Raw genomic sequence first — 23,647 nt, forward strand, 5'->3', positions numbered from 1 at the left:
ATCCTCCAAACTCTATCTACGGTTGTTTAGTCGCATCTGGAAAAATAGTCCCTATCTCTCCATTTGTTTTTATAACTCCAACCCTAACCCCATTATACTCTCCAAAAATAGCCACACCATTTTCTGTATTCGCAAATCCGGGCAATTCAGCAATCTTAGCACCTGCTGCTGTAATATCAGACTCTGTCCAGCTTTCTGGAAACCATGATTGATTGGAACCTGTTCTTTTTGCTTTCACCTTGTGTCCAGGCACATTACCTACCCTAACACCGTTTTCGTATACTTTATTTATATTATAATCTACATTATTTTTTTCCAAAAATTCAATATTACTTTGTCCATGTCCTCCACCCTTCATTTTTGAAATATCTCCTGTTTTAGGATGTGTTGTAAAGTCACCTACATTTGAATGTTTAATGCTACTTTCGGGTATATTAACCTTGTTAGCCCGACTAGTTCCATTACTGAATCCACCCGTACCCTTACCACCATCTTTAGACTTCGCAAACTTATAATAAGCTTCTATCAATTCACCTTGTGGTATTTTGGTTATGATAGTTCCACCAACACTAGAGAATGCATAGGAAGCCTCTCTCTTAAATGATTGTAACATTTCAAGCGTAGGCTTCAATTCTTTTGCTAGTTTTACTGCATTAGCAAATGTACTTACTCCACTTGATGCTTTTGCTCCTTTTGTGATATGGCCTACTTTATTTAGTGCCCTATCGCCTAATATTGTGGTAGCTATTTGTGTTAATCCATAGGTAGTCAATTCTGTACGACTCTCTGCATCTCCCTCTATCATATCTCGTTTTATTTTATTTGAAAATGCATGCCACATATTTTTTACAGTTTCATCCAAATGGAAAAGTGCATAGGTTACATTAATAAAAGTTCCTATGTCCATATTACTTAAAGCTATTGCGGACTCGATTTCATCACCAATAGCTTTCCCCGAGCCTCTTTGAATAGCTTCCCACATCTTTTTCGCTGTTTCAAACGTGCCAACTATACCGTCTGCCACATCGTCCCAAGCATTTCTAACCGGAGATTTCTCCTCAATTATGTTATTTGTTTCTATATCTTTAATTGACTGATCATTTTTTCGAGCTGTTTCTTCTATAATCCCCTGAATCGAACTCACCCAATCCATATTCAATCCTTGTATACTAAACGTCCCACTCACAGGGCTAAATCCTTTCCCACTTTGCACTTCAGCGAGTCCGGCTGTGATGCTAGCTGCTAATTGGAGAGCGGTGCTGTAGTTGTTGCTGGATGAATGATTGAATTCATATAAATGCTCTAGTTTTTCTTCCAGTTTTTTTCTCATTGCACCTAATACCGTTACAATTGCACCTACTCCGGGCATTGGTGTAAGTACTTCTATTGCTTCTATACTTGTAATCGATTGATTAATTCCCCTTATTTGTTCTCTTATTTCTTGTTCAATCACATCTGTCGAAGCAACTTTCGCTTGGAACTCATTTGGAAATGCTTCGTTTTGGCGAATTAATTCTTCACATAAGCATATAATTCCTTGCGCTAATGGCCGAAATGTTTGGACAAGGTAGGATTTTGCACTACTGTATGTTTGTCCTTGTAATACTGTGTCTATCGCAAAGGCATCAATAGATTGAATGACTTGTTCCATACTTTGAATCGTAGCATTACATATAGCGTTCATACTTTGAGTTTGACTTTGTACTTCTCCCAAATACATGTTTAAACTCATGTATTGGCCTCCCTTTGTAGTTGCTGCTGTTCATAGGAAAGGTCGTTTTCTTTCTCACTGAGATGCCGTTTTTCTTTAAGCAACGTCTCTTTTTCATTTTCTAATTCGAATGTAAGTTTTCTTTCATACTGTCCGATTTCTTGCCGCATATTCGTAAAAAGGTGAAACACTTCTTTGTCGCCGTGCCAAGTTTCTAGTATTCGGTTAAATAAACGATTACTTCTATTTTTCCATTCATGAAAACTAGCCTCAGCTCGTTCTTGATTTTGCAGCGCGATTCGGTTTTCATTTTGTTCTTCAAATATAATTCGTAATTTTTGATTACATTGATTGATTCTCGTTTCAATTCCTTGACTCATCTTTTCCCCCTACCTTTTCCCCTTTACGTAGGTTGTTACATTATTGAAAAGTCTTTTGAAGTCCTGTATCCATTTTCTCAAATTCATTTGCTACGGAATGGATATTATCAATTGTTTGTTGAAAAGCAGTACAAAATTGTTTCGTGATCTGTAAATTTTGTTGATTTGCTTCTTGTGCCTTGAAGTTCGCAGATAGTGTAGTACGCGTTGCCTTATTTATAGAGCGACTAGTAGCACTTTGCATTCTATCTGAAGCATTTCTCATTTTCGTTGCAAGTTGCGTTGCCGTATGCAAATTACTTTGAAATTCTCCCATTACTTACTCCCCTCTACCTTTTATTTACAAGAAAATTATACCACGGAAAAATATCCCAATAAACCGAATGTTCGAATTTAACATACAATTCAGCACTGTTACTGAGGATGCGAGCAACGCTTATCTATCAACATAACTGAGTCCAAAATGGATTCTACTTATACAAAAAAGATGACTTCAGCCATATGCTAAAGTCATCTTTTTCTACCTTATTATTTTACTAATTCTCCATTATAAGCTTTTATATTAAGCGGAGCAGTTAAAAATTGTGCTGCTTTACTAACGAAAGATGTGAAGTGTTCACTCGTATTATGGCTCGCAACTGCTGCTTCATCTTTCCATACTTCTACCATCGTATAAACACTTTCTTTTTCTGTATCTTTATATAAGTCATAAGATACATTGCCACTTTCTTCTCTTGAACCATGAATGAGTGGCTGAATTTCTTCTAAAAATGCTTGTTGTTTTGCTGGGTCTACTTGAAATATTGCGTGAATAATAATCATGGTGCTTCCCCTCTCATCTTTCACTTATTGAAGTTCTTTTATAAAATTATTTCCACTCTGCAACTTTTTCAATTGGAAGACGTACTGATTGGTAACCACTGTCTGCAGCTTTCCCGATTGAAATTAACATAACTGGTACGTAGCTTTCTTTATCTAGTCCAAATGCTTCTGCGATTTGATCTTTCTCAAATCCACCAATTGGACAAGTGTCATAACCGTGCGCACGAGCTGCTAGCATAAATTGCATTGCTACAAGACCACCGTCAATTAATACCGTATCTTTCATTACTTCTGGTGTAACCATAGAGAAGTAAGCTGAAAGTTTTTTCATTTGATCTTCTTTTACTTCTGCTGGCATAAGTCCACGCTCTACTGCTGTACCGTAAATTTCTTCTGCGTTATCAAAGTTGTTTAAATCACCAAATAAAGCAATCATTGCTGAAGACGTTTCTACTTGAGATTGATTGAATTTCGCAAGTGGCGCAAGTGTTGCTTTCGCTTCGTCACTTTCAATCACTACGAATCTCCATGGTTGCATGTTTACTGAAGATGGTGCAAGTGTTGCTTCTGTAAGAATTTCTGTCATTTCTTCTTTGCTAATTTTCACTGAAGGGTCGTACTTACGAATTGAACGACGTCCTGTTAAAATTTCGTTAAAATCATTTGTTTTTACTGAGTTAGTCATAGTTGTATTCTCCCTTTTTTATAATTCTTTTATATTTTCTTGAATGTGATTTAACATATTTAAAAGATTATCGCGTTCTTCCTCACTTAATCCTTTAAATGCAGATGCGGCAAAACGTTCTTTTTCCTCTTGAAACGCCTGAATTTTATTTCGTCCCTCTTCAGTAAGAGAAACTAACGTAATTCTGTTATCATCTGGATTTTTACGTCTTACAATCATTTCATTGGCCTCAAGCTGCTTTAAATGCCTTGTTATCGCAGCATTATCAATATTCACTTCTTGCTGAAGTGCTTTTTGACTAATTTCACCTACTTCAAATAATTGAAGTATAAGCTCTAATCGAGACTGGCTCATACCCGTACACCCTTCAAATTTCGAACTTACTTCTTTATTTAGAAAGTGTAATTTATATAAAATAATCGCTTCTTTTGAGCATGAACTTGTCAAATTAACCCTCCTTTACAATCAAAATAAAAACATTTGATGTATCAATAGTTGATATGTCAATTAATATAATCTATATCGATTTAGAATGCAAGCATTTTGTTTTCATTTTATTTTTTCCAAATTAAGGCGCTTTGTAGCGTTACAAATAATGTTAATTGCACTATAATAATACTAATTTAAAGAACTGGAGAGTGATTGATAATGCGGCAATATACAAATAGAAATGAGGAATTGAAAATGGAAAATGAAATGAGGATATTCACAAATGACAACAATAAATATAGGGATTGTCGCGCACGTAGACGCTGGCAAGACGAGTTTGACTGAGCGTATTCTTTATGAAACGAATGTGATTAAAGAAATTGGCCGAGTTGATAGTGGTAATACACAAACTGACTCAATGGAATTAGAAAGACAACGCGGAATTACGATTAAAGCATCTGTCGTTTCTTTCTTTATTGATGATGTAAAAGTAAATGTCATTGATACACCTGGACACGCTGATTTTATCGCTGAAGTGGAGCGATCATTCCGCGTTCTAGACGGTGCGATTTTAGTTATCTCTGCCGTTGAAGGTGTGCAAGCACAAACAAAAATTTTAATGCGAACATTACAGAAACTAAACATACCGACTATTTTATTCGTTAATAAAATTGATCGTAGTGGCGCAAACACTGAAAAAGTTATGAAACAAATAAAAGAGGTTCTTTCAAATGAAGCATTCCCCTTCTATTCTGTTCTAAACGAAGGAACGAAAGAAGCCCGGATCATTGAATACAAATCATATGACGGTTGTATGGAACTGTTAGCATCATTTAATGAATCATTACTTGAATCATATGTAAATAACGAAATAATACCGGACGCACTATTAAGAGAAAAACTAGAACAGCAAATACAGCAAGCAAATGTGTATCCAATCTTTTTCGGTTCAGCAATGACAGGTATAGGAGTAACTGAAATACTTGAAAAACTTCCGGCCCTAATGCCAGCTCTTACATCGGCACAAGAGGAACCATTATCCGGTGTTGTTTTTAAAATTGAACGTGAACCTTCTGGAGAAAAGGTTGCGTATATAAGAGTTTTTTCAGGTAGCTTACATGTTAGAAAATATGTTGATATACAGCGCGATGAGTCTCTACCACATAAAGAAAAGATTAAAAAAATGTGTATGTTTCATAGAGGAAATGCTGTTCAATCTACTATCGTTCCTAGCGGAGAATTTTGCAAAGTGTGGGGACTGAATGATATAAAAATTGGTGATATTATCGGTGAACGTACGGATTATATAAAAGATATTCACTTTGCCGAACCACAAATGGAAGCAGCGATTGATGCGGTACCTAAAGAGCGAATTCATGATTTATACGCTGCACTTATGGAACTCTGTGAAGAAGATCCACTTATTAAAGTGTGGAAAGATGATGTTCATAATGAACTTTATATTCGCCTTTTCGGTGAAGTACAAAAAGAGGTTATCGAAACAACACTTTATGAGAAATATAACTTACAGGTTACTTTCTCAAATACGCGAGTTGTATGTATTGAAAAGCCAATTGGCATTGGGAATTCCGTTGAAGTCATGGGTGAAAAAGCGAATCCATTTTACGCAACAATTGGTTTTAAAATTGAACGTGGTGAACTTAACTCTGGCATAACGTATAAATTAGGTGTTGAGCTTGGTTCATTGCCTTTAGCATTTCATAAAGCAATTAAAGATACAGTATTTCAAACGTTAAAACAAGGTTTATATGGTTGGGAAGTTACAGATGTTATGGTCACGTTAACACATACTGGTTATGCTAGTCCTGTTACAACAGCGAGTGACTTTAGAAACTTAACACCGCTCGTTTTAATGGATGCTTTAAAACAAGCTGCAACATATGTATATGAACCAGTTAATGCGTTTGAATTAACTGTACCGGAGCAAGCAATTAGTACCGCAATGTATAAGCTCGCTGCCGTTCCAGCAACTTTTGCAGAGCCTATATTCAATAACAATTCTTATCAGTTAACAGGATCATTACCTGTTGCGAAAACAGAGAGTTTCAAACGAATACTACATTCATTTACAGAAGGAGAAGGCATATTTACAACGAAGCCAGCTGGTTTCACAAAGCTTATGGCTCCCTTCCCTACTCGAAAACGTGTTGATTATAATCCGCTGAATCGTAAGGATTATTTACTTCATGTTTTGAAGGCTTATTAAAGTAAAAGAGGTGTAATTCGCACCTCTTTTGCATGTATTAATAGGTTAGTTTGTCCTAACAACTTCTTTAAGTTTTCCTATTATTTTCGCTATAGCCTCAATTGAATTTTTCGTTTCATATCCCCCAACATTTACAGAATGATTTACATTTTTGACAACTTCAATCTGTAAATTTGTTTTATGCAGCTGATCAACTTGATCTGCATTGTATTGATGATCTTTATCCCCCATAACTAAAAACCCTTCGTGATTACTATGCAAGATAGAATCAAAAATCGTATCAAACGTCAGTAACGGTGTCAGTAATATCATTTTCGACTGTAAAAACTCTTCTCTCTTCATTAAATCATTCGCAATTGGAATTGTTCCGAGTGACTTCCCTAAAAATATAGTATCGTTGTATTGCTCAGCTTTTAATACTTCCTTCATTACAGGATTAATATCATCCATCATTATTTTTGTTACTTCTTCCATTGGTTTATTCATTACTTGTTCGTCGTAAGAATAATGAATATGTACAACATCAATTTTATGTTCAAGCATAAGCATCGTCGCGTAATAAAATAACGGCTTATCATAATTGTATCCTGAACCTGAAAACATAAAGCAAACGGTACTAGAACCTTTTTCGATATGTGTGTAATAAATTACTTTGTCATTTATATGTATCTCTTTTTTAATCCCCTTCATCCTTTTCTCCTCCGAATACATTTAATCTTGTAAAATGAAATGTTCTGTATGAACTGCTATATTCTTTACTTTCTCTTTTATAAATGCAGGCTGTAAATTATATGCATGTAACTCTTCTACCGGCACCCACTTAAACAAATATGTTCTATCCTCTTCTTCCAAAATATATTGATCCGCTCCATTTACAGGTAATTCATGTAGCTCTACTTCATAATAAAAACTAATCTCATGAAACTTTTGCTCAGAAAGTGTAAAGAAATTTTCTACTGACCATATTAATCTCTTCCCTTTAATAGGAGCAGCTAGTTCTTCTGCAAGTTCCCGTTGTAACGCATCCTCACTGTTTTCTAACATTTTCACTCTTCCGCCCGGTACGTACCAAAAATCTTTACCGTCACCTTGCAGAATAAGTATTTTATTATCCTGTTTACAAATTGCTCCGACTCGGTAATTAAAACATGTTTCCTCAACTTTAAACGTAAGATCCATCCGTAACGCCCCCTTATATAAATATCGAATTATTACAAAACAATTATGTAATTACTGTACAAATAAGGTTACTAAATTTATCCACTCCATTCAATGGTTTTTGAATTTTCTAAACTATTATTTTTCATCATTACAAGTGTATATACATATGTTACAATCATATTGCACACTAGAAAACATTATGGGGGTACGGATGGAAACGTTATTAATCCAGCAAACTGAGAAATCAAATAAGTTTTGGAAAATCGTTGTGAAAGAAAAAGACTATGTTGTGTTTTACGGAAAAATTGGCACAGCTGGCAGTGTGAAAGCGAAAGAGTTTGAAACAGAAGAAGAATGTATGAATGAAGCTAATAAACTAGTTGCTTCCAAACGTAAAAAAGGATATACAGACCCGTTGCCTGGGGAAGATTACATAAAAGAAAAAACGATAACCGAAGAAGAATTTTGGGAGCTACTTCATCGTGCAAAAACGAAAGGTGAGGACCAAGAAGAACAAATAGAATGGCTTACTTCTCACCTTGCTAAACGTACAGTACATGAAATTGTAGCTTTTGATACGCATATGCATCGCCTTTTGAAAGACTCCTATACCTCCCGTTTATGGGCAGCAGCCTATATTATTATGGGTGGCTGTTCAGATGATACTTTCGATTACTTCCGCGGATGGTTATTATATCAAGGAAAAGAGACATACGAAGCTTGTATTGAAGATCCAGAACGATTAATTCCTGTATTAGAAAATTTGAGTGAGTATGACGTCCCAGAGATTGAAGAACTTACTCTATATTTCGGGCAAGAAGTTTACATGGAGAAGACTGGGGATGAAGATGATACATACTTTACACTATACCATGTCTTAACAAATGAAGAGTTTGAGGAAGTTGATATCGAGTTAGATTGGGATGAAGACGATGAAGAAGGTTTAAAAAAGATGTTTCCTAAGCTATGGGAGATGTACGGGGAAGAACCGATTGAGTGGTAGATTAATTATTCGTGAAAAAATGCCTTGTTTCTTTAGTAACAAGGCACTTTTTTTGATACTATATTTAAATTATCATCTTTCCACTCTCCCACCACTCCATAAAAGTCTTTAAAGAAGGAGCAACCCACGTTCTACTATCATTTTCATGGTTCCATACATATATGTCATCTCTTTGTACTTTTCCATTCAAAATGGAATAGCCAAACAAATCACCATTTCCCCCATCAGCAAAAAATAATAAACAGTCAAAAGGCATGTATAAATCCTTAAAATCAACTATATTTCTCATACTCATATTTTCAGTTTTAATTTTTGAAGCAGACCATATAAAGTCACCGTATTCACCTTCTATACCGTTTGTTTCCTGTAATAATTGATATAAATCATTCGGTAACTCCACATGTAAACATTTTTGTATATCAGTAAGTTCATCCTTCGTAGCTGGGTTTTTCAAGCTTAAATTTGATGAGATACTGTGAATGGTGTCTTTCCACATCACCTTTTCCTCCTTATGTGCAATCAAGCATATTCAAAGAACTCCGCTAAATTTATTGATACCATCTTTCTAACAATTCCTTCTCCCTCTCGCCTGAAATACCTGCTTTTAATTCCCATTCTTCCGTACTCTCCATCCACTCATACACATCTGTAACTGTCTCTTCTATTCTTCTAAAAGTAAGCCCTTCATTAACCGCACTTTCGATACAAATAGAAAACCCGCCTCTCCACGGCTTCGTCTCACCATCTAATGGGAAAGTTTCTGGAATCCACAAAGGCATTTCTGTCCAAGGCTGCACATTATGTTCACTCATAAACGCTTCGTCTACCCAAACAAATTCAGCATCGCTATTCGTAACCTTTTTACACGTATTTAATAGCTCTTCCATCGTCAATTCATCATTCGGACCTGTTATATTAAATGTTCCTGCTTTATGATGTTCTGCCATATTTAGCCCCCATCTCGCGACATCTTTTATATCAACTAATTGCACGGGACGAATTTTTCTTCCTGGTACTAATACTTTCCCACCCTTTGCTACACGCTGAATCCAGTATGGAAGTCGATCTGTATAATCAAACATTCCTGAAAGAAGACCTGCTCTTACATGTAACACACGCCCCGGCCAATACTTCTCTGTTTCTTTTTCACATAATACTTTCAGTGCACCATAATACTCATAAGGTGAAACTTCACCATTCTCTATAGCCTTTATTTGATCATCCGTCGGTTCGGGCTGTAATATATAATCTTCTTTTATGTCATGCGGAATCCAATCTTTATATACGGAAAGGCTTGAGATGAATACATAGTGTTCAATATTATCTTTGAGCACTTCTCCAACATTCCTAATATGATGTGGAGAAAATCCACACGTGTCTATGACAACATCCCACTTTCGATTTTTTAAACTTGATACATCGTTATTTCTATCACCGATTAACTGCTCCAATTCAGGAAAAACTTCTTTGTTTGTTCCGCGGTTAAATAACGTAACTTCATGCCCTCTCTGTAAAGCCTCATCTACAAATGCTCTTCCTAAAAATCGTGTACCGCCTAGAATTAATATCTTCATAGTTCTCCCCCATTCGTGATTAATAACCCTTCCTAATGTTTAACGATTTTTTATTGAGGAAAGTTACGGGGAGCGTTTAAATTTTTCTACAAGCTCACCATTACTCTGTTAAAAGTATATACTCTTTGATTAATCTCCATCTATCATTTGCTTCTGGCACAACTTCAGAAGCCATCACCACCACCAATTCCTTCTCTGGAATACAACAAATCATATTCCCCCCATCACCCATAGCACAGTATGAAAAGATTCCATCTTCTTCTCGTAACCACCATAAGTAACCATATTGATTTTGGTTCATTTCTGTCGATTCTTTTATCCATGATTTTGATAGAACTTGTTTTCCATTATGAATCCCTTCATTCAAATACATCTGTCCAAACTTAGCCATATCCCTAACCGTTAACGTTACTCCCCAGCCGCCCGTCGAAATACCATTTGGATCGTGAACCCATCCTTTCACATCTTTTCCGAATAAGTCATCGAATCCAAATGCTTTCATATTGTAGTTTGGAATTTCGCTCATGCCGAGTGGTTGAAATAAGTACTCATTCGCAAATTCACGTGCACTTTTCCCTGTTGCATTCGTAATAATTGCTGATAGTACATGCGCTCCTGCAGATGAGTATTTAAAAGATCCAATTTCTCCACCGTTCCCCATTCTATTAAGTGTATGCTGTACCCAATCCTCTTGTGTACATAGTTCTTCTAACGGTTCCTGCCAGTCTACAAAAGGATATGGCGCTGTCATTGTTAGAAGATGGCGTACGGTTACTTCAGATTCCTTACATTTATATTCCGGGAAAAATTCTATTACTTTTTGATCAACACTTTTTATATAGCCCTTATCTATACATATCCCAATTAACGCAGAGATTATCGTTTTTGTAACTGACGCTACATGAAACGCATTATCTGGACTGTAACCATTATAATAATTTTCAAAAACAACATTACCTTTCTGCACTACTAACATGCCATTCATATTTTTATATTCTTCTTGTATAATTTGATCTAACTTTTCAGCAGTTTTCATTATTCCTTCCCCTTTAACCTATAATTAAAAAGGTTCGATAGGTACATATATATCAACTATATGTTTATTTTCCGGGTGCTGCTTTGGATCATTTCTATATACTTCAAAAGGATACGAGTCTCTCGGTTTATATCCGCTATTTGGCAGCCATTCACCGTATAAGAAATCCCATGCTCCTTTATATTCATCTTGGCATATTTCAAAATGTCCTACTGCATACTTTCCAGAAGGTATTACCATTATTCCAACGTCGTTCGTTTCTACTGTGGATTCATCTGAAATTGTTACACATAAACTTGTTCTTAAATGATAGTCCTCAGTAAATTCATGATGATCGTGGTAAATGGTTAATACTTTCGTATCCTCAAATACATGATAGTTTTGCTTAGCTGCGTAATGAAATAATTTCTCTATCATTTTCGGAAAAGCTATAGTTAACTCTTCATATGTACCGATATGTCTTATGTATGCGACGTTTATATTGTCTGCTGTTACAATTTCAACATTTCCTCGAACCTTCTTACATTCATTGTATTGAGGAATTCCCCTTACGTCTTTGCAATTCTTGCTATTGTCGTTTCGATATTGAGATGGACTTACGCCGTAATAATTTTTAAATGTTCGGGAGAAAACTGCTGAATCTGTGAATCCGAAGTGATACGCAATATCTGTAATCGTCATATCTGTCCGATATGTAAGTAGATGTGTTGCCCTTTCTAACTTCAATCGGTTTACATACCGTGATAATGACTCGTTTACTATCCCCTTAAAAATCCGATGAAAATGAAACTTTGAAAATCCTGCTACCTCGGCTAGCTCTTCAATAGATAGTGAACTATTTATGTTTGATTCTATATAATCTTGAACTGTATGTATGCGTCTTACATACTCATTTCTGCTTTGTTTATTTTCCATACTAATACCTCCTCACAACAAAAAGGCTAACTTTGTGCTAGCCTACTTTTACACATGTTTCAAAAATAACACTCTACTCCCGCCGTTCCCATCATAATTTGTATGTACCGATACACCCTCTATCTGATCATCTCCAGCTTCAATTTGAAAGCCAATCTCCCTATGAAACTGTATCGATTTTTTATTAACTGGTGACGTGATTGCTTTTATAACTTTACGATTGTTTGCACGAGCTACATCGAAGAAATAAGAATACAATGTCGATGCGATTCCTCTTCTTCTATACTTCGGATTTACCCCGATAAAATGAACGTACGCTTCCTCTTTATGCGTTTGCGAAAAGAATCCGCATAAGAAACCTAACGTTTCGCCATCTTCTTCAATGATAAAACTCGTTTCTTGAAAGTGAACGAAAAACAATTTTGGCAACATGGCAGCCATGTCTCTCCCGCCCCACCAATCATTTAAAACAGAATGAATCTTTACATAATCTTCCCCTTGGATGTTTCTTACTCGCATATGTTTCTCCCTCTCACTCACTTCATTTTTTCATAAATTTTAATGACTGTTTCTACTAAAAGGATGAATACCCATATCCCGCAAAATACAAGAACAGACTGGAATAAAGAACCTAGCATAACAATACTTATTAAACCTAATTCTGGGCCTGAAATGGACATTTCATCAAATCCTATATTATGTATAAATGGACCGGTTGAAAAAGCCATTAAAATAGATGCTATTAAATAAATCACACTCATTATTTTTAATATTTTTATAGAAAGATACGAAGTTTGTTCTTGCTCCACTTGTGATAATTCGATTTCACCGCTCGCAATTCCTTTTTGTAAACAGTCCTCACATAGAAATTCTTCCTTAATTTTTTTACCACCGTGCAATGTACCTGTAATTTCTTTACAGCGCGAACACTTTCGATTTATCATTTTGTTATCACTCCAATCTCGTAAGATTATACTTATACAATTCTATTTTTACCTTATTATTCCTTTTGTGTATTTTATAGAGAGGTGACGTGTCTTATGATATCTAAACTTATTTTTGGTTATAAAAAGCCTACTGAGCAATATGTATTACGGCCTAGTTGTTATGCAATTATTTTTAACTCAACTTCTTCAAACATTGCTATTATCCAAAAAGGAGACCGTTATTTTTTACCTGGTGGCGGTATGGAAGGTACCGAAACAAAAGATGAATGCTTACATCGTGAACTACTAGAGGAATTAGGATGGGCAATTGAAATTAATCAATATATCGGTAATGCAATGCGATATTTTTATGCAGAAAAAGAAGATACATATTATTTAAACGATGGATTTTTTTATATTGCGAACATGGTGCAGACACAAACTGAAAACTGTGAGGAAGATCATGTTTTGCGGTGGATGTCTCCTTTACTTGCTGTAGAGCTTCTCATTCATGATCATCAAAAATGGGCTGTTGAACAAGCGCTTTTATTACAAAAACCAAAAGGATCTCCTTCTATATGAAAGAGATCCTTTTTATTGTTAACTTACTTTTTTCAAATTGAGAGCTGGCTTTTTGATTCCACCTTTTTTTACAACATATAGACCCACAAAGATAATAAGTCCGCCAACCAGTTGCATCATATTGATTTGCTCCCCTATTGTTACTGCCGCAAAAATAACTGCGAACAATGGTACAAGATACATATAAACCATTACTTTCGTTGAGCCTATTTGACTAATACCGACATACCACATTGCAAGTCCGAAGATTGTCGCGAAGACGATTGAATATGCTAGAGACCCCCAGCTTGGCATGTCTACTGGCCACGTTAATGTATTTACGTTGAATAAACAATATACAACGAGAGGTACAATTCCAATTAAAGTTGACCAAGATGTGACTCTCATTGCGGAATATTTTGTTATAAGAGGTTGCGCTAATATTGGATACCATCCCCACGCAATCGCTGCGACTAATCCAATTATGTTTCCGAGCCACGCATATTCGTAAGTAGTTCCTCCTGTATGTCCTGTTAATAAAACGAATGCTGCACCAATAAACGCTACTATTGAACCAATTTGTACTTTCATCGAAAAACGTTCTTGTTTGTGCAATACTGCTAATATCCCTGTAAAAATAGGTGACATCGCAATTAATAATGAGGCGTTCGTTGCTGAAGTATATTTCACAGATAGCATAAACATCGTTTGATACATTGCCGTACCAACGATACCGACTGCTACTAATCGTAACCAATCTTTTTTTTCAATACGTAATGAGCGTTCCATCATAAAAGTGATAAGTAATAATACCGGTGATGCTACTAAAAATCGTAAACTATTAAATTGAATGGATGACATATATGCCACTCCATACTTTCCTATTGTATAATTTGCTCCCCATACTAATGCAACTGATACTAGGAGCCATTCCATTTGCCATCGTTTCATCCGAATCTCCCCTTCCCTATTTAGCATAGTAAAATTGGCTGGATATAACACCGTCCAATTGGCTGTTTTTTTACCCAGCCAATTTGCTATACTTGATGTATATAAGAGATACGGAGGCGTTTTTTATGGAATGGAAACTAGATAGTGACAGTAAAATCCCTATTTATCAGCAAGTTGTTGACTTTATTGAAAAACGTATTACATATGGAGAACTTCCTCCAGGAAGCTTCCTCCCTTCAGAACGGAAATTAGCTACGCAGTTAAATGTAAACAGAAGTACAGTAACGACTGCTTATAATGAACTACGTGCTATGGGAATTGTAGAGAGTACGACTGGTAAAGGAACACGCGTGAGTACACATATGTGGGGTGTTTCTCCAACATTAACGCCGAACTGGAGAAATTTCGTAGAAGGTGGTACTTTTTTACCAAACTTACCACTACTTCGCCATATTCGGGCAGAAGTACAACAAAATGAAAATATTATTGATTTTGCAAACGGAGAGCTCGGTTGTAATCTTTATCCCCACGATCAACTACAAGCGATTTTACGTGAACAACCGTTAACGCATTCATTAAGTTACGATCATCCGCAAGGCTATCTCCCGCTAAGACAAGCGGTCGTAAAATATATGAAAGAATATTTAAAAGTTGAGGCGACTGAACAATCCATTATGATTACATCTGGCGCACAGCAAGCACTTCACCTTATCGTGCAATGTTTATTAAATCCAGGTGATGCTGTTGCTTTCGAAAGTCCTTCACACTGTTATTCCCTGCCTCTATTCCAATCAGCAGGTATTCGTATTTTCCCATTACCTGTTGATGAACACGGCATTAACCCAGATGATGTACAGGAGTTATATAGAAAGCACCGCATTAAAATGATTTTTTTAAATCCAAATTTCCAAAACCCTACGGGGACGATGCTTCATCCAAACCGTAGAAAAAAACTATTATCACTTTGTGCAGACTTACGAATTGCGATTGTGGAAGATGATCCGTCTAGTTTACTTACGCTAGAAAAGAAACAACCTTGCCCTACTTTGAAATCAATTGATGAAAATGGAACTGTCATTTATGTACATTCTTTATCAAAAATGATTGCACCAGGCTTACGAGTTGGTTGGCTCGTTGCCCCGCAGTCTGTAGTAGAAAGGTTATCCGACGCAAGGCACCAAATGGAATTAGGTATGAGCATTTTCCCACAGTGGCTTATGCAACAATTTTTTGAAACTGTACCATTTCAGTCGCATATCGTACCGTTACGAAAACAACTAGCAGAAAAAAGAGACGTTATCGTTCACGCTCTAAACGAGCAACTTCATGATAAAATCTCTTTTTCAAATCCGACCGGTGGAATATACATATGGGGAAAATTAAAAGAACCGATAAACGAAAAACAACTTATTATGCAAAGTTTAAAACAAGAAATTGCTTTTATGCCAGGTAGTATTTTCGGCGCAAAAGATGGTTATATACGTTTATCTTATGGAAAAGTGAATATTAGTCAAATTGAGGAAGGTATTTCTCGTTTGCGGGAGGCTATTTTGGTTTGTGGGAAATAAAATAACTTTTTAATACATTTAAAACTTCTTTATTCATTAACTCCAGATAATAAGTAAGCAAAAAATAATGAAAAGAAGCTTCATTCCAAAATTAAATTATAAGAAAGCTCCTGATGATTGATACAGGGGCTTTCTTTTCGAAATTTTTCGTTTTTCTTTATCTTTCTTCCCTACTTCTAAGAATGATTCTTATAAATTGTAACTCATTATGATTAATTCACCTTTCCGCCCCATCCTTCTAACCCCATTATCACAAAAACCACATTTTTCATATAAAGATTGTGCAGCTACATTTTTAACGTTTACTGCTAAAATAATTTCATTTATACCTAAGAAGTTATTTCGGACAAAGTCAGGTAATATCTTTAAAGCTTGTTTTGCATATCCTTTCCCTTGATGGTGAAAATCTGTTGAAAATGCTCTTATTAAAATAGATTTTTCATTATTTGTATATGGTTTAACCCCGTCATTTTTATGTAAAACAAAAAACGTTACAAGCTCATTATCTTTCATAGCTAAAATTGAATGCCGATCTGAATCCTCACTCGATAGTTTTACAAGCTTTTTGGGTAAACCTGTATAACAAAGCTGCTCTTCTGACAATGTATATTGATTTATTATATTTCTGAAGTTTTCATTATAAAAATATAACTGCATATAAATATCGCTCTCCTCAATAAATGGTCATTTCTATTTCGTTGTCTACAAGTTAAATAATAAAACTCATCCCCTATTTTCTGTAAAATATTCCTCTTTAATATTCTTAACTACATATCTATTATAAATACAGAAAAGCAACTCTCCATTCTCACAATCTAGCTGTATACTTAATAAATACTATGGGATTTGAAGTTTTTATCTCCACATTCTCACCCTCAAATATATACATTTGTTTATTTTCGATATCAATAAACACCATAAGTCCATTCTCATTATATGCTTCTGAATATTCACCATCTATTTTTATTCTTTCAAAAGAAGAAAAAGGGGAATGTACTACTTGATATTCGGAAAGCTTCATTATTCGCTTTTCTTCCGGTACGTGCACAATTTTTGGATCATCATCAGGTAAATATTCTAGCCCAATTTTATTCGGCGCAACGAAAATTAATAGATGCAAGGGTTCTGTTTCATTATTTTTATAGCCATGTATATGGTTCTTCCACCCAAACACAATCTCTCCTTTTGATGCACGAATCATTATTTTATTTGAAATATAATAATCCAAATGACCTGACAACACAACTGCACAATCTTCTCCAAATGGATGGCTATGAGGTGGTATGCCTTCATGCGATTGAAAAATCACTTCATACACCCAATACTTATTATCATTCGTTTTATAAATAAGATCATTTTTTGATATATTAATAGTTGTTTGTGATAAATCGAAACTCCTCATTCGGCCCTCCTGATTAATTTCAGACTTACTTATCTTTTGAAACCATTGCATAGAGCAGTAACATGAAATGATCCTCTAATTTAAAATACATTTTATTTATATATTCTATTGCTATTTTATCCAAATAAACACTATTAAAAATCAATCCGCAGAATGAAATTCAAATAAAACTTCCTAATACTTTCGTATTAAGAAATTTTCACATCACTACATATAACCACTTATTAAAATCTATAGTACATTCGTTATTTAGTTCGAAATATCCGTTTATTTTATAAAAATACATACGTATTAAATTGAGGAAGATATTACTCATTTGACAAAACCTAAATCTACCATTATTATCAACACGAACCTATTTATAGGAGTGATAAAAATGAAAATTTACGTTGATGCAGATGCTTGTCCTGTAAAAGATGTAATTATTTTTGAAGCTACGAATGCGGAAATTCCTGTTACACTCGTTACTAGTTTTTCTCATTATTCTAATGCAGAGCAGCCGAAAGGTGTGGAAACAATATATGTTGATTCCGGAGCAGATGCTGCTGATTACCGAATTATGCAGTTAGCAAAAAAAGAAGATTTAATCGTAACACAAGATTACGGTCTTGCTTCGCTCGCTTTAGCAAAAGGCTGTATCGTACTACACCATAAAGGCTATAAGTATACGAATGATAACATTGAACAATTGTTACAAACACGATATTTAAGTGCAATGGTTCGAAAAAGTGGTAAACGTACAAAGGGACCGAAACCATTTACAGCAGAAGATAAAGAGAAATTTAGAACGCTCTTTAAAAGTATGATCGCACTTTAAAAATGAATCGTCTATTTGCTAGGAAAACTTCGCAAAACAAAGAAGAGAATATCGTAATGAACATTCTCTTCTTGAGGTTTACCCGTTTAAAATGAAGGTAAATTATCTAAGTTATTTTCTTTTATTCCATCCGGTTCACTACGTATAATATCTCTGCCATACTTATGAAATACGTCCACATGAGCTAACTTCCCTGATTTCGCTTCATTAAGAGCAGTCATATAATCTAACTCTCTCCCGCTACTTGTTTTAAACGCTATTAAATCTCCATCATCATTTTTACGAACAGCAACAATTTGTTCTGCTCCTGTATTGACTTCATGGCCTACTTCAAATTGAGCTTGCTCTTCTCCTTGATGTAAATAATCATTATACACCTTTTCAAAGTCTTTTTTGTCCATAAAACTCACCTCCAACACATTTTATTAGTATGGTTGGGAGGTAGTGGTTTTATGTACTTTTCTCTAAACTTTAGTATTTTCAAATGAAAACATTGTCCCCTCACTATTTGATTGTAAAGTGTATTTTATATCAAACATCTTTGATATATCTTCAATATTTTTCAAACCAAGTCCTGTTCCTTTACTATTTATATCGAACCCAATCCCATTATCTCTAAAATAAACAATATCTTCATCTATAATGATTTTAAGTTTTTTAGCTTTTGAATGTTTAAGGACATTTTGAAAAATATTATCAAATAGCCTTTGAATCCATAACTCATTACTATTCCATATCAACTCTTTATCTTGTGGATTATATACTAATTCAATTTTATGAATGTTATACAAATAGCTCCATTTTTTAATCATATTTTCTATTAAATTATGTATATTCACTTCATCATGCACAATATAAGTATTCTCTAAGGTTTCGGTAGATTGCATATTAAATTCGTTAGTTAAATCACTTATATATTGTATCTGCTCATACAGTGATTCAAGTACTGGTGCTTGTTCCTTGTACTCACCTTCTAAATAATATAATTGTAATCTGACCGCTGTTAAGGGTGTATTAATATCATGCCGTAATTTATTTAATAGTTCCTTTTTTATTTGTTCCTGTTGTTGTAGTTCCAATTCTCGATAAGTTGTTCTTTCGATAAGCAAGTTTACTGATTTAATCAGTTCTCCCATTTCATCATCGCTTTTAACATCTATTATATTAGGGATTTTTTTATCACTCGCCAAATCTCGAATTGTTTGATTTAATATATTAATTTTATTTAATACGGTGTTAATCGACCTTGAAAATACAAAAGCTAATACTAATAGTGATAACAAAAATATGATTAACATAGTAGGATATGCATAGGATTCGTGAAAAGGGATGTTCTTATTTTTAGTTTTAAAGACAGCATTATAAATAACTGATACAAAGATACTAATCAACAACAATAACAGTGGTACGCTAATAATAGCGGAGAATAATAGTAACTGATATTTTTTCTTTAAGTTCATTTCTTCATATAGGTATTTAATCTATACCCTTCTCCATATATGTTCTGAATAATATCACCTGTTTTATCATCAATTTTGGTTCTGATTTTCTTTATATGTACGTTCATGATATTTTGATTTCTATCTTCGAGTTGCCATAGGTAATCATAGAAGTGTTCTTTCGATAAAATTCTATCTCTATTTTCATATAAATAGAAGAATATTTTACGTTCAATTGCTGTAAAAGCAACTTCATTACGCAAATCATTAATAAAAACTCTTTTATATTCTGCATCTATAAATACATGGTTAATTTGCGTGAACGTACCATATTGATTACCTAACATTTTCTGAATCCTTAACAACAACTCTCTAGGGTCAAAAGGTTTTATCATGTATTCTTCTCCAATAGTTAAACCTTTTAGTTTACTATCCATATCATTCCTTGCTGATAGAAATATAATTGGAATATTTAATCCTAGATTTTTTATTTTCTTTGTAATTTGATAACCATCTTCGCCTGGTAACATAACATCCATTACGACTAAATCTATTTCATGAATTATATCAAGAACTTTCCTTCCCTCTTTCTCCCAATACACATTATACTTCTCACACTGTAAAATTTTTTGTAATAAATCTCCTATAATTAAATCGTCTTCAACAATTAATATGTTATATACTTTCATTATGTAGACCTTTCATCACTAAAATAACAATTGCTTAGTTCTTCACTACTTTATTCTTAATAAAATCCATAGCAATTTTGTATATTTCATCAGGAGCATATAAATAAATACTATGTGTACCTTCAATTATTTTCACATCAGCTATTAATAACTTGCTAGCAAACTCCTTATAATCTTTGTTTTTTTGCTTTGTATACTTCGAATCTTTATATTGCCTAGCAATCGCATCTATAAATAACATAGGTGTTTCTTTTGGGATCGATAAAGAATTTGATTTTTTACCGTTATTGTAGCTTTGTAAAAGTTCTTGCTTCATATCATCATTAAAAGCCCGCTTATACGTAAGCGCTTTATAAACATCTTTTTCCTGTTCGTTTAAAAAGGATTGACGAATGACTTCGGGATTATAAGTAATAGAGGGAGCTAATCTCTGAAAACCAATTTTCGTTAAAATATTCATCCCTTTTATTTTTAATGAATCAACCATACCTATTTTATTAGTCACGTACTGTTTAGGTAAACCAATATCTAACGCAATAATCCCTTTTACTTCACTTGGATATTTTTGTGCCCAATAAATGGCCTCAATACCCGATAGAGAGTGTGGTACTAAGATGTATGGTGGTTTATTCCCACTTCGAATAAGCGCTTCTCTTGTTTGTTCTAGTATCGTATCAATATCTCTATCATCTTGAAAAACATCACTGTATCCATAACCAGCTCTCTCAATTACAGAAATCTTGTTTTCTTTCGAAAATTTACTGTATAAGCCTTTCAACTCATAAACAGGAGCGGCAATTCCAGATCCGGCCATAAATACAAACGTATCTTCCCCGCTCCCCTCATTATAAACATTCACTTTTTTATTATTGAAATTAACAAGTTCACCTTTATTGTTCATTAATTTCGATTCCATTTTTAATTGACAGTTATGATATATAAATACAGCACCTGTACCAAAGAAAATAATACTAATACACATTAAAAAAAATTTTTTCACTAACCTCAATATTTTTTTCATTTGACACCCCTTTCAGCCTATACTAAAAGGGTACAATGTAAAAATAAATTTCTAATAAATTTTTCAAAATTAATATTTATTCTTGGTTTCTAAGGCTGGAGCATTTTTAATACCTACGCAAACCCTTCAAAGTCTCCAATATATCATCTGTAAAGGCTGTACTACCCTCTGTCTCTAAAACTCTGAAATATAAACTTCTTAAGAACGATCTAATATTTTGTACTAAAATAGCATGCTGCGGATGTCGGATGTCCTCAACAGTTGCTATACTATGTAGCCAATTGCTCCACTCTTCTTCAGTTAAAAGCTTTTGGTTATGTAACGACATAATTGGTGCTACTAATCTCTCATCCTCAAAGTTAATGTATACGTAGTCATGTAAGCGGACCTTCTGACGAACGGCAGCTAGTATTGCATATGAGAACTCACGATTTTGGATTGTACGTGCTAACGCATCGAGCGCATCTGCTGCATGTGCAGTAGAGTGTGCCCAGCCTTTTCCTTCTACGTAGCCCCTTACATCTTCTTCTAAATATACATATTCCAACACTTGTTCTGCCACACTGTACAATTGTTCTTCCGATAACAACGGTTCTCTTTCATGAACAGATAAAATAAGTGGTGGAATTAATACGGAGAATGCACGTTTAAATACAGAGTCTGTTCCCTTTTCACCAATTTTATAAAATAAATAATCAGGACTAATTGCTTGTAGCATTAACCCTCGTAATTCTTTTTGTCTAAACACATCATTTGTAATCCATGTATGAAGCGTACTATAAATTAAATCATCACGTAATTCAGCATCTGGTGATCCGATATAATCTAGCATCCACTGCGCATATGGATATGCATCTACGTCTTCTGGTACAGCATAATTATTATTTTTAATTTGTAGTAGTTCTTCTTTTAGTTCTAGTACTTCTGTCATTTTTTTATCCCCTTTAAATTTCTCTTCCTAAATTATTCCCTATTAGTATCATAAAATTAAACCCATTCTTAACGCAATATAAAATGGAATCATTAATTATCTTCACTATGTAACAGTTCTTCCAATGTTGCTTTAACTTCTTCTTCTAATTCATTAATCGTTCCGCTATAAAGTGTTCCTATGCTACTACTTTTTCGATATCCTTGGTAATAATACCAAAGCGAAATAGTACAGACTTCCCATGATTTTGAAGCATCATATTCAAAATTAATTTCTGATCTATATTCATACTCTAAACAATTCTTAGATGTTAGTTCTTCTAATTCATCACCGTCTATATCTCTTTTAATTGACAGCTTCAAATTTAATTTACCATTTTGCGCAAAACGTTCTTCATATATTTTTTGATACTTACTGCAAATGTCTTCACTTATACTCTCTAGTTCCATTATTTTTTGTTTTAACTGTTCATTTATCTGTTCATTTTTGATTTCTAAATATTGTCCATCCTTCTCTTCATTCACTTTATTATTTTTTTGAAACCATCTAAACAAATGTTCATTCCCCCTATATAAACTGTATTAATGTCTTTTAAATAGAACTACTGGATCATCAAATTTACTATTTTCAAATAAAACATCTGCAAGTTCTTTCGGATTATGCTCATGTATATACAACTTACAGGCCGCATGATATCTGTTCAAAAACATCTTCTCTGCTTCTTCATAACTTCCAAAAGCTTCAGTTTCCCGCTTAGCACCACGTTTTCTCGCAATCTCAAAATTTGTATCTACAAAGATTTTGTAATCAAATAAATACGCAACGTCTTTTTTCAATAGAAACGTTCCATCTACTATTAATATCATATTTTGCGTGGCCAATAGCGGCTCATTATGTACAGACATATCCGTTATTAAGTTATGAGAAATCGTTTCATACTGTAAAGTCCCGTTAGGTCCTAAAGGCATTAATAATCTTTCTTTGAAAGCTGTATAATCGTGTGCATCTTCATAATACCCTCTTGCAGATTCTTTTCCATTTGCATAGCGAATCACTCTTGGATTATGAAAATCATCAATGCTTGCGCGTGTTACTGGTAATCCTCGTTTTTTTATTTCTTCCGCTAATTCGTTTGCAAATGTTGTTTTTCCTGATGCTGTAATACCACTTACTCCAACTCTTGTTGGATAGGTTAAGTTTAGCTTTACAATATGATCTGCAATTTCTTTGATTCGTTGTTTTCGGTTCATGATATCTCCCTTTATAATTAGTTTACATAATATAATTATAAGTAACAATCAATGTCACTATTTGTCGGTAAATCGATATCCTTTGTCGAATCGTTGATATATCGAAAAAATCGTTGATATATTTTAAGTTATGATAGATATATTTGAAA

The 23,647-nt window shown here is 34.2% G+C and carries 29 protein-coding genes; 5 read left to right on the forward strand and 24 right to left on the reverse strand.

The features are described from left to right. Positions 1 to 16: 16 nt before the first annotated feature. From C3Y97_RS14740 to C3Y97_RS14765, 6 genes are all read right to left on the reverse strand, one after another. Positions 17 to 1,732, reverse strand: a complete 1,716-nt coding sequence (locus C3Y97_RS14740; RefSeq protein WP_098213083.1) for an EndoU domain-containing protein — start codon at positions 1,730 to 1,732, stop codon at positions 17 to 19. After that, positions 1,729 to 2,091: a DUF3958 family protein gene (locus C3Y97_RS14745; protein WP_000077520.1), complete on the reverse strand. Its 363-nt coding sequence runs from the start codon at positions 2,089 to 2,091 to the stop codon at positions 1,729 to 1,731. Before C3Y97_RS14745 ends, C3Y97_RS14740 begins: the two co-directional genes overlap by 4 nt. A gap of 40 nt (positions 2,092 to 2,131) precedes the next feature. After that, a complete protein-coding gene (locus C3Y97_RS14750; protein ID WP_000503636.1) occupies positions 2,132 to 2,407 on the reverse strand; it encodes a TIGR04197 family type VII secretion effector in 276 nt (91 codons plus the stop codon). A 212-nt stretch (positions 2,408 to 2,619) separates the two neighbouring features. Further along, positions 2,620 to 2,913, reverse strand: coding sequence for a putative quinol monooxygenase (locus C3Y97_RS14755; RefSeq protein ID WP_000583805.1), 294 nt, complete (start codon positions 2,911 to 2,913; stop codon positions 2,620 to 2,622). Between the two features lie 46 nt (positions 2,914 to 2,959). After that, a complete protein-coding gene (locus tag C3Y97_RS14760; protein WP_000185393.1) occupies positions 2,960 to 3,598 on the reverse strand; it encodes a nitroreductase family protein in 639 nt (212 codons plus the stop codon). Positions 3,599 to 3,616: 18 nt separating this feature from the next. Further along, positions 3,617 to 4,045 carry a MarR family winged helix-turn-helix transcriptional regulator gene (locus C3Y97_RS14765; RefSeq protein ID WP_000204162.1) on the reverse strand — a complete coding sequence of 143 codons (429 nt, stop codon included), beginning with the start codon at positions 4,043 to 4,045 and terminating at the stop codon, positions 3,617 to 3,619. Positions 4,046 to 4,310: 265 nt separating this feature from the next. On the opposite strand from C3Y97_RS14765, the gene C3Y97_RS14775 reads away from it, so the two are divergent. Beyond that, positions 4,311 to 6,254: an elongation factor G gene (locus C3Y97_RS14775; protein ID WP_136363484.1), complete on the forward strand. Its 1,944-nt coding sequence runs from the start codon at positions 4,311 to 4,313 to the stop codon at positions 6,252 to 6,254. Between the two features lie 45 nt (positions 6,255 to 6,299). Here C3Y97_RS14775 and C3Y97_RS14780 read toward each other — a convergent pair whose 3' ends face one another. Together C3Y97_RS14780 and C3Y97_RS14785 are read right to left on the reverse strand one after the other, a co-directional pair. Further along, positions 6,300 to 6,944, reverse strand: a complete 645-nt coding sequence (locus tag C3Y97_RS14780) for an alpha/beta hydrolase (RefSeq protein ID WP_136363485.1) — start codon at positions 6,942 to 6,944, stop codon at positions 6,300 to 6,302. 21 nt (positions 6,945 to 6,965) lie between these two features. Beyond that, positions 6,966 to 7,433 (reverse strand): NUDIX hydrolase, encoded by a 468-nt coding sequence (locus tag C3Y97_RS14785; RefSeq protein ID WP_136363486.1) that lies wholly within the window; start codon positions 7,431 to 7,433, stop codon positions 6,966 to 6,968. 193 nt (positions 7,434 to 7,626) lie between these two features. On the opposite strand from C3Y97_RS14785, the gene C3Y97_RS14790 reads away from it, so the two are divergent. Continuing rightward, positions 7,627 to 8,418, forward strand: a complete 792-nt coding sequence (locus C3Y97_RS14790) for a DUF4240 domain-containing protein (protein ID WP_000449125.1) — start codon at positions 7,627 to 7,629, stop codon at positions 8,416 to 8,418. Positions 8,419 to 8,482: 64 nt separating this feature from the next. Here C3Y97_RS14790 and C3Y97_RS14795 read toward each other — a convergent pair whose 3' ends face one another. The 6 genes from C3Y97_RS14795 to C3Y97_RS14820 form a co-directional block, all read right to left on the reverse strand. After that, complete coding sequence (locus C3Y97_RS14795; protein WP_000265342.1) at positions 8,483 to 8,914, reverse strand: SMI1/KNR4 family protein; 432 nt, start codon at positions 8,912 to 8,914, stop codon at positions 8,483 to 8,485. A 52-nt stretch (positions 8,915 to 8,966) separates the two neighbouring features. Beyond that, complete coding sequence (locus tag C3Y97_RS14800; protein ID WP_000697698.1) at positions 8,967 to 9,992, reverse strand: SDR family oxidoreductase; 1,026 nt, start codon at positions 9,990 to 9,992, stop codon at positions 8,967 to 8,969. A gap of 100 nt (positions 9,993 to 10,092) precedes the next feature. Then, complete coding sequence (locus tag C3Y97_RS14805) at positions 10,093 to 11,028, reverse strand: serine hydrolase domain-containing protein (protein WP_049108133.1); 936 nt, start codon at positions 11,026 to 11,028, stop codon at positions 10,093 to 10,095. Positions 11,029 to 11,052: 24 nt separating this feature from the next. After that, positions 11,053 to 11,943 carry an AraC family transcriptional regulator gene (locus tag C3Y97_RS14810; RefSeq protein ID WP_086403600.1) on the reverse strand — a complete coding sequence of 297 codons (891 nt, stop codon included), beginning with the start codon at positions 11,941 to 11,943 and terminating at the stop codon, positions 11,053 to 11,055. A gap of 48 nt (positions 11,944 to 11,991) precedes the next feature. After that, complete coding sequence (locus C3Y97_RS14815; protein ID WP_136363487.1) at positions 11,992 to 12,462, reverse strand: GNAT family N-acetyltransferase; 471 nt, start codon at positions 12,460 to 12,462, stop codon at positions 11,992 to 11,994. Between the two features lie 17 nt (positions 12,463 to 12,479). Continuing rightward, complete coding sequence (locus tag C3Y97_RS14820) at positions 12,480 to 12,887, reverse strand: DUF3980 domain-containing protein (RefSeq protein ID WP_000610496.1); 408 nt, start codon at positions 12,885 to 12,887, stop codon at positions 12,480 to 12,482. Positions 12,888 to 12,983: 96 nt separating this feature from the next. Here C3Y97_RS14820 and C3Y97_RS14825 point away from each other — a divergent pair, with 96 nt between their 5' ends. Beyond that, positions 12,984 to 13,451 (forward strand): NUDIX hydrolase, encoded by a 468-nt coding sequence (locus tag C3Y97_RS14825; protein ID WP_000623966.1) that lies wholly within the window; start codon positions 12,984 to 12,986, stop codon positions 13,449 to 13,451. Positions 13,452 to 13,469: 18 nt separating this feature from the next. Here the strand turns inward: C3Y97_RS14825 and C3Y97_RS14830 are convergent, their stop codons facing one another. Beyond that, positions 13,470 to 14,381 (reverse strand): DMT family transporter, encoded by a 912-nt coding sequence (locus C3Y97_RS14830; RefSeq protein WP_000832977.1) that lies wholly within the window; start codon positions 14,379 to 14,381, stop codon positions 13,470 to 13,472. A gap of 125 nt (positions 14,382 to 14,506) precedes the next feature. On the opposite strand from C3Y97_RS14830, the gene pdxR reads away from it, so the two are divergent. Then, positions 14,507 to 15,949: a MocR-like pyridoxine biosynthesis transcription factor PdxR gene (pdxR, locus tag C3Y97_RS14835; RefSeq protein ID WP_048519370.1), complete on the forward strand. Its 1,443-nt coding sequence runs from the start codon at positions 14,507 to 14,509 to the stop codon at positions 15,947 to 15,949. Between the two features lie 189 nt (positions 15,950 to 16,138). On the opposite strand, the gene C3Y97_RS14840 is transcribed toward pdxR, so the two are convergent. Beyond that, positions 16,139 to 16,606 (reverse strand): GNAT family N-acetyltransferase, encoded by a 468-nt coding sequence (locus tag C3Y97_RS14840; protein ID WP_001177778.1) that lies wholly within the window; start codon positions 16,604 to 16,606, stop codon positions 16,139 to 16,141. 151 nt (positions 16,607 to 16,757) lie between these two features. After that, positions 16,758 to 17,351, reverse strand: a complete 594-nt coding sequence (locus C3Y97_RS14845) for a cupin domain-containing protein (protein ID WP_001255984.1) — start codon at positions 17,349 to 17,351, stop codon at positions 16,758 to 16,760. 376 nt (positions 17,352 to 17,727) lie between these two features. Between C3Y97_RS14845 and C3Y97_RS14850 the strand changes: the two genes are divergently transcribed. After that, positions 17,728 to 18,168: a YaiI/YqxD family protein gene (locus tag C3Y97_RS14850; RefSeq protein WP_136363488.1), complete on the forward strand. Its 441-nt coding sequence runs from the start codon at positions 17,728 to 17,730 to the stop codon at positions 18,166 to 18,168. Positions 18,169 to 18,254: 86 nt separating this feature from the next. On the opposite strand, the gene C3Y97_RS14855 is transcribed toward C3Y97_RS14850, so the two are convergent. The 7 genes from C3Y97_RS14855 to C3Y97_RS14885 all read right to left on the reverse strand — a co-directional run bounded on the left by C3Y97_RS14855 (position 18,255) and on the right by C3Y97_RS14885 (position 23,498). Next, positions 18,255 to 18,569 (reverse strand): DUF3892 domain-containing protein, encoded by a 315-nt coding sequence (locus tag C3Y97_RS14855; protein WP_000358176.1) that lies wholly within the window; start codon positions 18,567 to 18,569, stop codon positions 18,255 to 18,257. A 63-nt stretch (positions 18,570 to 18,632) separates the two neighbouring features. Next, on the reverse strand, positions 18,633 to 19,628 hold the full coding sequence (locus C3Y97_RS14860) for a sensor histidine kinase (protein ID WP_016124792.1): 996 nt from the start codon (positions 19,626 to 19,628) through the stop codon (positions 18,633 to 18,635). Beyond that, the gene (locus C3Y97_RS14865; RefSeq protein ID WP_000870354.1) at positions 19,625 to 20,296 is read right to left on the reverse strand and encodes a response regulator transcription factor; all 672 of its coding nucleotides are present in this window, start codon (positions 20,294 to 20,296) and stop codon (positions 19,625 to 19,627) included. Before C3Y97_RS14865 ends, C3Y97_RS14860 begins: the two co-directional genes overlap by 4 nt. A 34-nt stretch (positions 20,297 to 20,330) precedes the next feature. Next, the gene (locus tag C3Y97_RS14870; RefSeq protein WP_136363489.1) at positions 20,331 to 21,317 is read right to left on the reverse strand and encodes an alpha/beta fold hydrolase; all 987 of its coding nucleotides are present in this window, start codon (positions 21,315 to 21,317) and stop codon (positions 20,331 to 20,333) included. 106 nt (positions 21,318 to 21,423) lie between these two features. Then, positions 21,424 to 22,248 (reverse strand): DUF2785 domain-containing protein, encoded by an 825-nt coding sequence (locus C3Y97_RS14875; protein WP_136363490.1) that lies wholly within the window; start codon positions 22,246 to 22,248, stop codon positions 21,424 to 21,426. A gap of 92 nt (positions 22,249 to 22,340) precedes the next feature. After that, positions 22,341 to 22,802, reverse strand: coding sequence for a hypothetical protein (locus C3Y97_RS14880; protein ID WP_000490271.1), 462 nt, complete (start codon positions 22,800 to 22,802; stop codon positions 22,341 to 22,343). A 27-nt stretch (positions 22,803 to 22,829) separates the two neighbouring features. Next, positions 22,830 to 23,498, reverse strand: coding sequence for a nucleoside/nucleotide kinase family protein (locus C3Y97_RS14885; RefSeq protein WP_136363491.1), 669 nt, complete (start codon positions 23,496 to 23,498; stop codon positions 22,830 to 22,832). Between the last annotated feature and the right edge of the window lie 149 nt (positions 23,499 to 23,647).

Origin of the sequence: Bacillus sp. DU-106 (assembly GCF_004799705.1) — a bacterium.
GTDB lineage: Bacteria > Bacillota > Bacilli > Bacillales > Bacillaceae_G > Bacillus_A > Bacillus_A cereus.

Excerpts from the sequence above, each read along its gene's own strand:
- C3Y97_RS14740 (WP_098213083.1), bottom strand. The coding sequence starts at position 1,732 with ATGAGTTTAAACATGTATTTGGGAGAAGTACAAAGTCAAACTCAAAGT.
- C3Y97_RS14745 (WP_000077520.1), bottom strand. The coding sequence starts at position 2,091 with ATGAGTCAAGGAATTGAAACGAGAATCAATCAATGTAATCAAAAATTA.
- C3Y97_RS14750 (WP_000503636.1), bottom strand. The coding sequence starts at position 2,407 with ATGGGAGAATTTCAAAGTAATTTGCATACGGCAACGCAACTTGCAACG.
- C3Y97_RS14755 (WP_000583805.1), bottom strand. The coding sequence starts at position 2,913 with ATGATTATTATTCACGCAATATTTCAAGTAGACCCAGCAAAACAACAA.
- C3Y97_RS14760 (WP_000185393.1), bottom strand. The coding sequence starts at position 3,598 with ATGACTAACTCAGTAAAAACAAATGATTTTAACGAAATTTTAACAGGA.
- C3Y97_RS14775 (WP_136363484.1), top strand. The coding sequence starts at position 4,311 with ATGACAACAATAAATATAGGGATTGTCGCGCACGTAGACGCTGGCAAG.
- C3Y97_RS14780 (WP_136363485.1), bottom strand. The coding sequence starts at position 6,944 with ATGAAGGGGATTAAAAAAGAGATACATATAAATGACAAAGTAATTTAT.
- C3Y97_RS14785 (WP_136363486.1), bottom strand. The coding sequence starts at position 7,433 with ATGGATCTTACGTTTAAAGTTGAGGAAACATGTTTTAATTACCGAGTC.
- C3Y97_RS14790 (WP_000449125.1), top strand. The coding sequence starts at position 7,627 with ATGGAAACGTTATTAATCCAGCAAACTGAGAAATCAAATAAGTTTTGG.
- C3Y97_RS14795 (WP_000265342.1), bottom strand. The coding sequence starts at position 8,914 with ATGTGGAAAGACACCATTCACAGTATCTCATCAAATTTAAGCTTGAAA.
- C3Y97_RS14800 (WP_000697698.1), bottom strand. The coding sequence starts at position 9,992 with ATGAAGATATTAATTCTAGGCGGTACACGATTTTTAGGAAGAGCATTT.
- C3Y97_RS14805 (WP_049108133.1), bottom strand. The coding sequence starts at position 11,028 with ATGAAAACTGCTGAAAAGTTAGATCAAATTATACAAGAAGAATATAAA.
- C3Y97_RS14810 (WP_086403600.1), bottom strand. The coding sequence starts at position 11,943 with ATGGAAAATAAACAAAGCAGAAATGAGTATGTAAGACGCATACATACA.
- C3Y97_RS14815 (WP_136363487.1), bottom strand. The coding sequence starts at position 12,462 with ATGCGAGTAAGAAACATCCAAGGGGAAGATTATGTAAAGATTCATTCT.
- C3Y97_RS14820 (WP_000610496.1), bottom strand. The coding sequence starts at position 12,887 with ATGATAAATCGAAAGTGTTCGCGCTGTAAAGAAATTACAGGTACATTG.
- C3Y97_RS14825 (WP_000623966.1), top strand. The coding sequence starts at position 12,984 with ATGATATCTAAACTTATTTTTGGTTATAAAAAGCCTACTGAGCAATAT.
- C3Y97_RS14830 (WP_000832977.1), bottom strand. The coding sequence starts at position 14,381 with ATGAAACGATGGCAAATGGAATGGCTCCTAGTATCAGTTGCATTAGTA.
- pdxR (WP_048519370.1), top strand. The coding sequence starts at position 14,507 with ATGGAATGGAAACTAGATAGTGACAGTAAAATCCCTATTTATCAGCAA.
- C3Y97_RS14840 (WP_001177778.1), bottom strand. The coding sequence starts at position 16,606 with ATGCAGTTATATTTTTATAATGAAAACTTCAGAAATATAATAAATCAA.
- C3Y97_RS14845 (WP_001255984.1), bottom strand. The coding sequence starts at position 17,351 with ATGAGGAGTTTCGATTTATCACAAACAACTATTAATATATCAAAAAAT.
- C3Y97_RS14850 (WP_136363488.1), top strand. The coding sequence starts at position 17,728 with ATGAAAATTTACGTTGATGCAGATGCTTGTCCTGTAAAAGATGTAATT.
- C3Y97_RS14855 (WP_000358176.1), bottom strand. The coding sequence starts at position 18,569 with ATGGACAAAAAAGACTTTGAAAAGGTGTATAATGATTATTTACATCAA.
- C3Y97_RS14860 (WP_016124792.1), bottom strand. The coding sequence starts at position 19,628 with ATGAACTTAAAGAAAAAATATCAGTTACTATTATTCTCCGCTATTATT.
- C3Y97_RS14865 (WP_000870354.1), bottom strand. The coding sequence starts at position 20,296 with ATGAAAGTATATAACATATTAATTGTTGAAGACGATTTAATTATAGGA.
- C3Y97_RS14870 (WP_136363489.1), bottom strand. The coding sequence starts at position 21,317 with ATGAAAAAAATATTGAGGTTAGTGAAAAAATTTTTTTTAATGTGTATT.
- C3Y97_RS14875 (WP_136363490.1), bottom strand. The coding sequence starts at position 22,248 with ATGACAGAAGTACTAGAACTAAAAGAAGAACTACTACAAATTAAAAAT.
- C3Y97_RS14885 (WP_136363491.1), bottom strand. The coding sequence starts at position 23,498 with ATGAACCGAAAACAACGAATCAAAGAAATTGCAGATCATATTGTAAAG.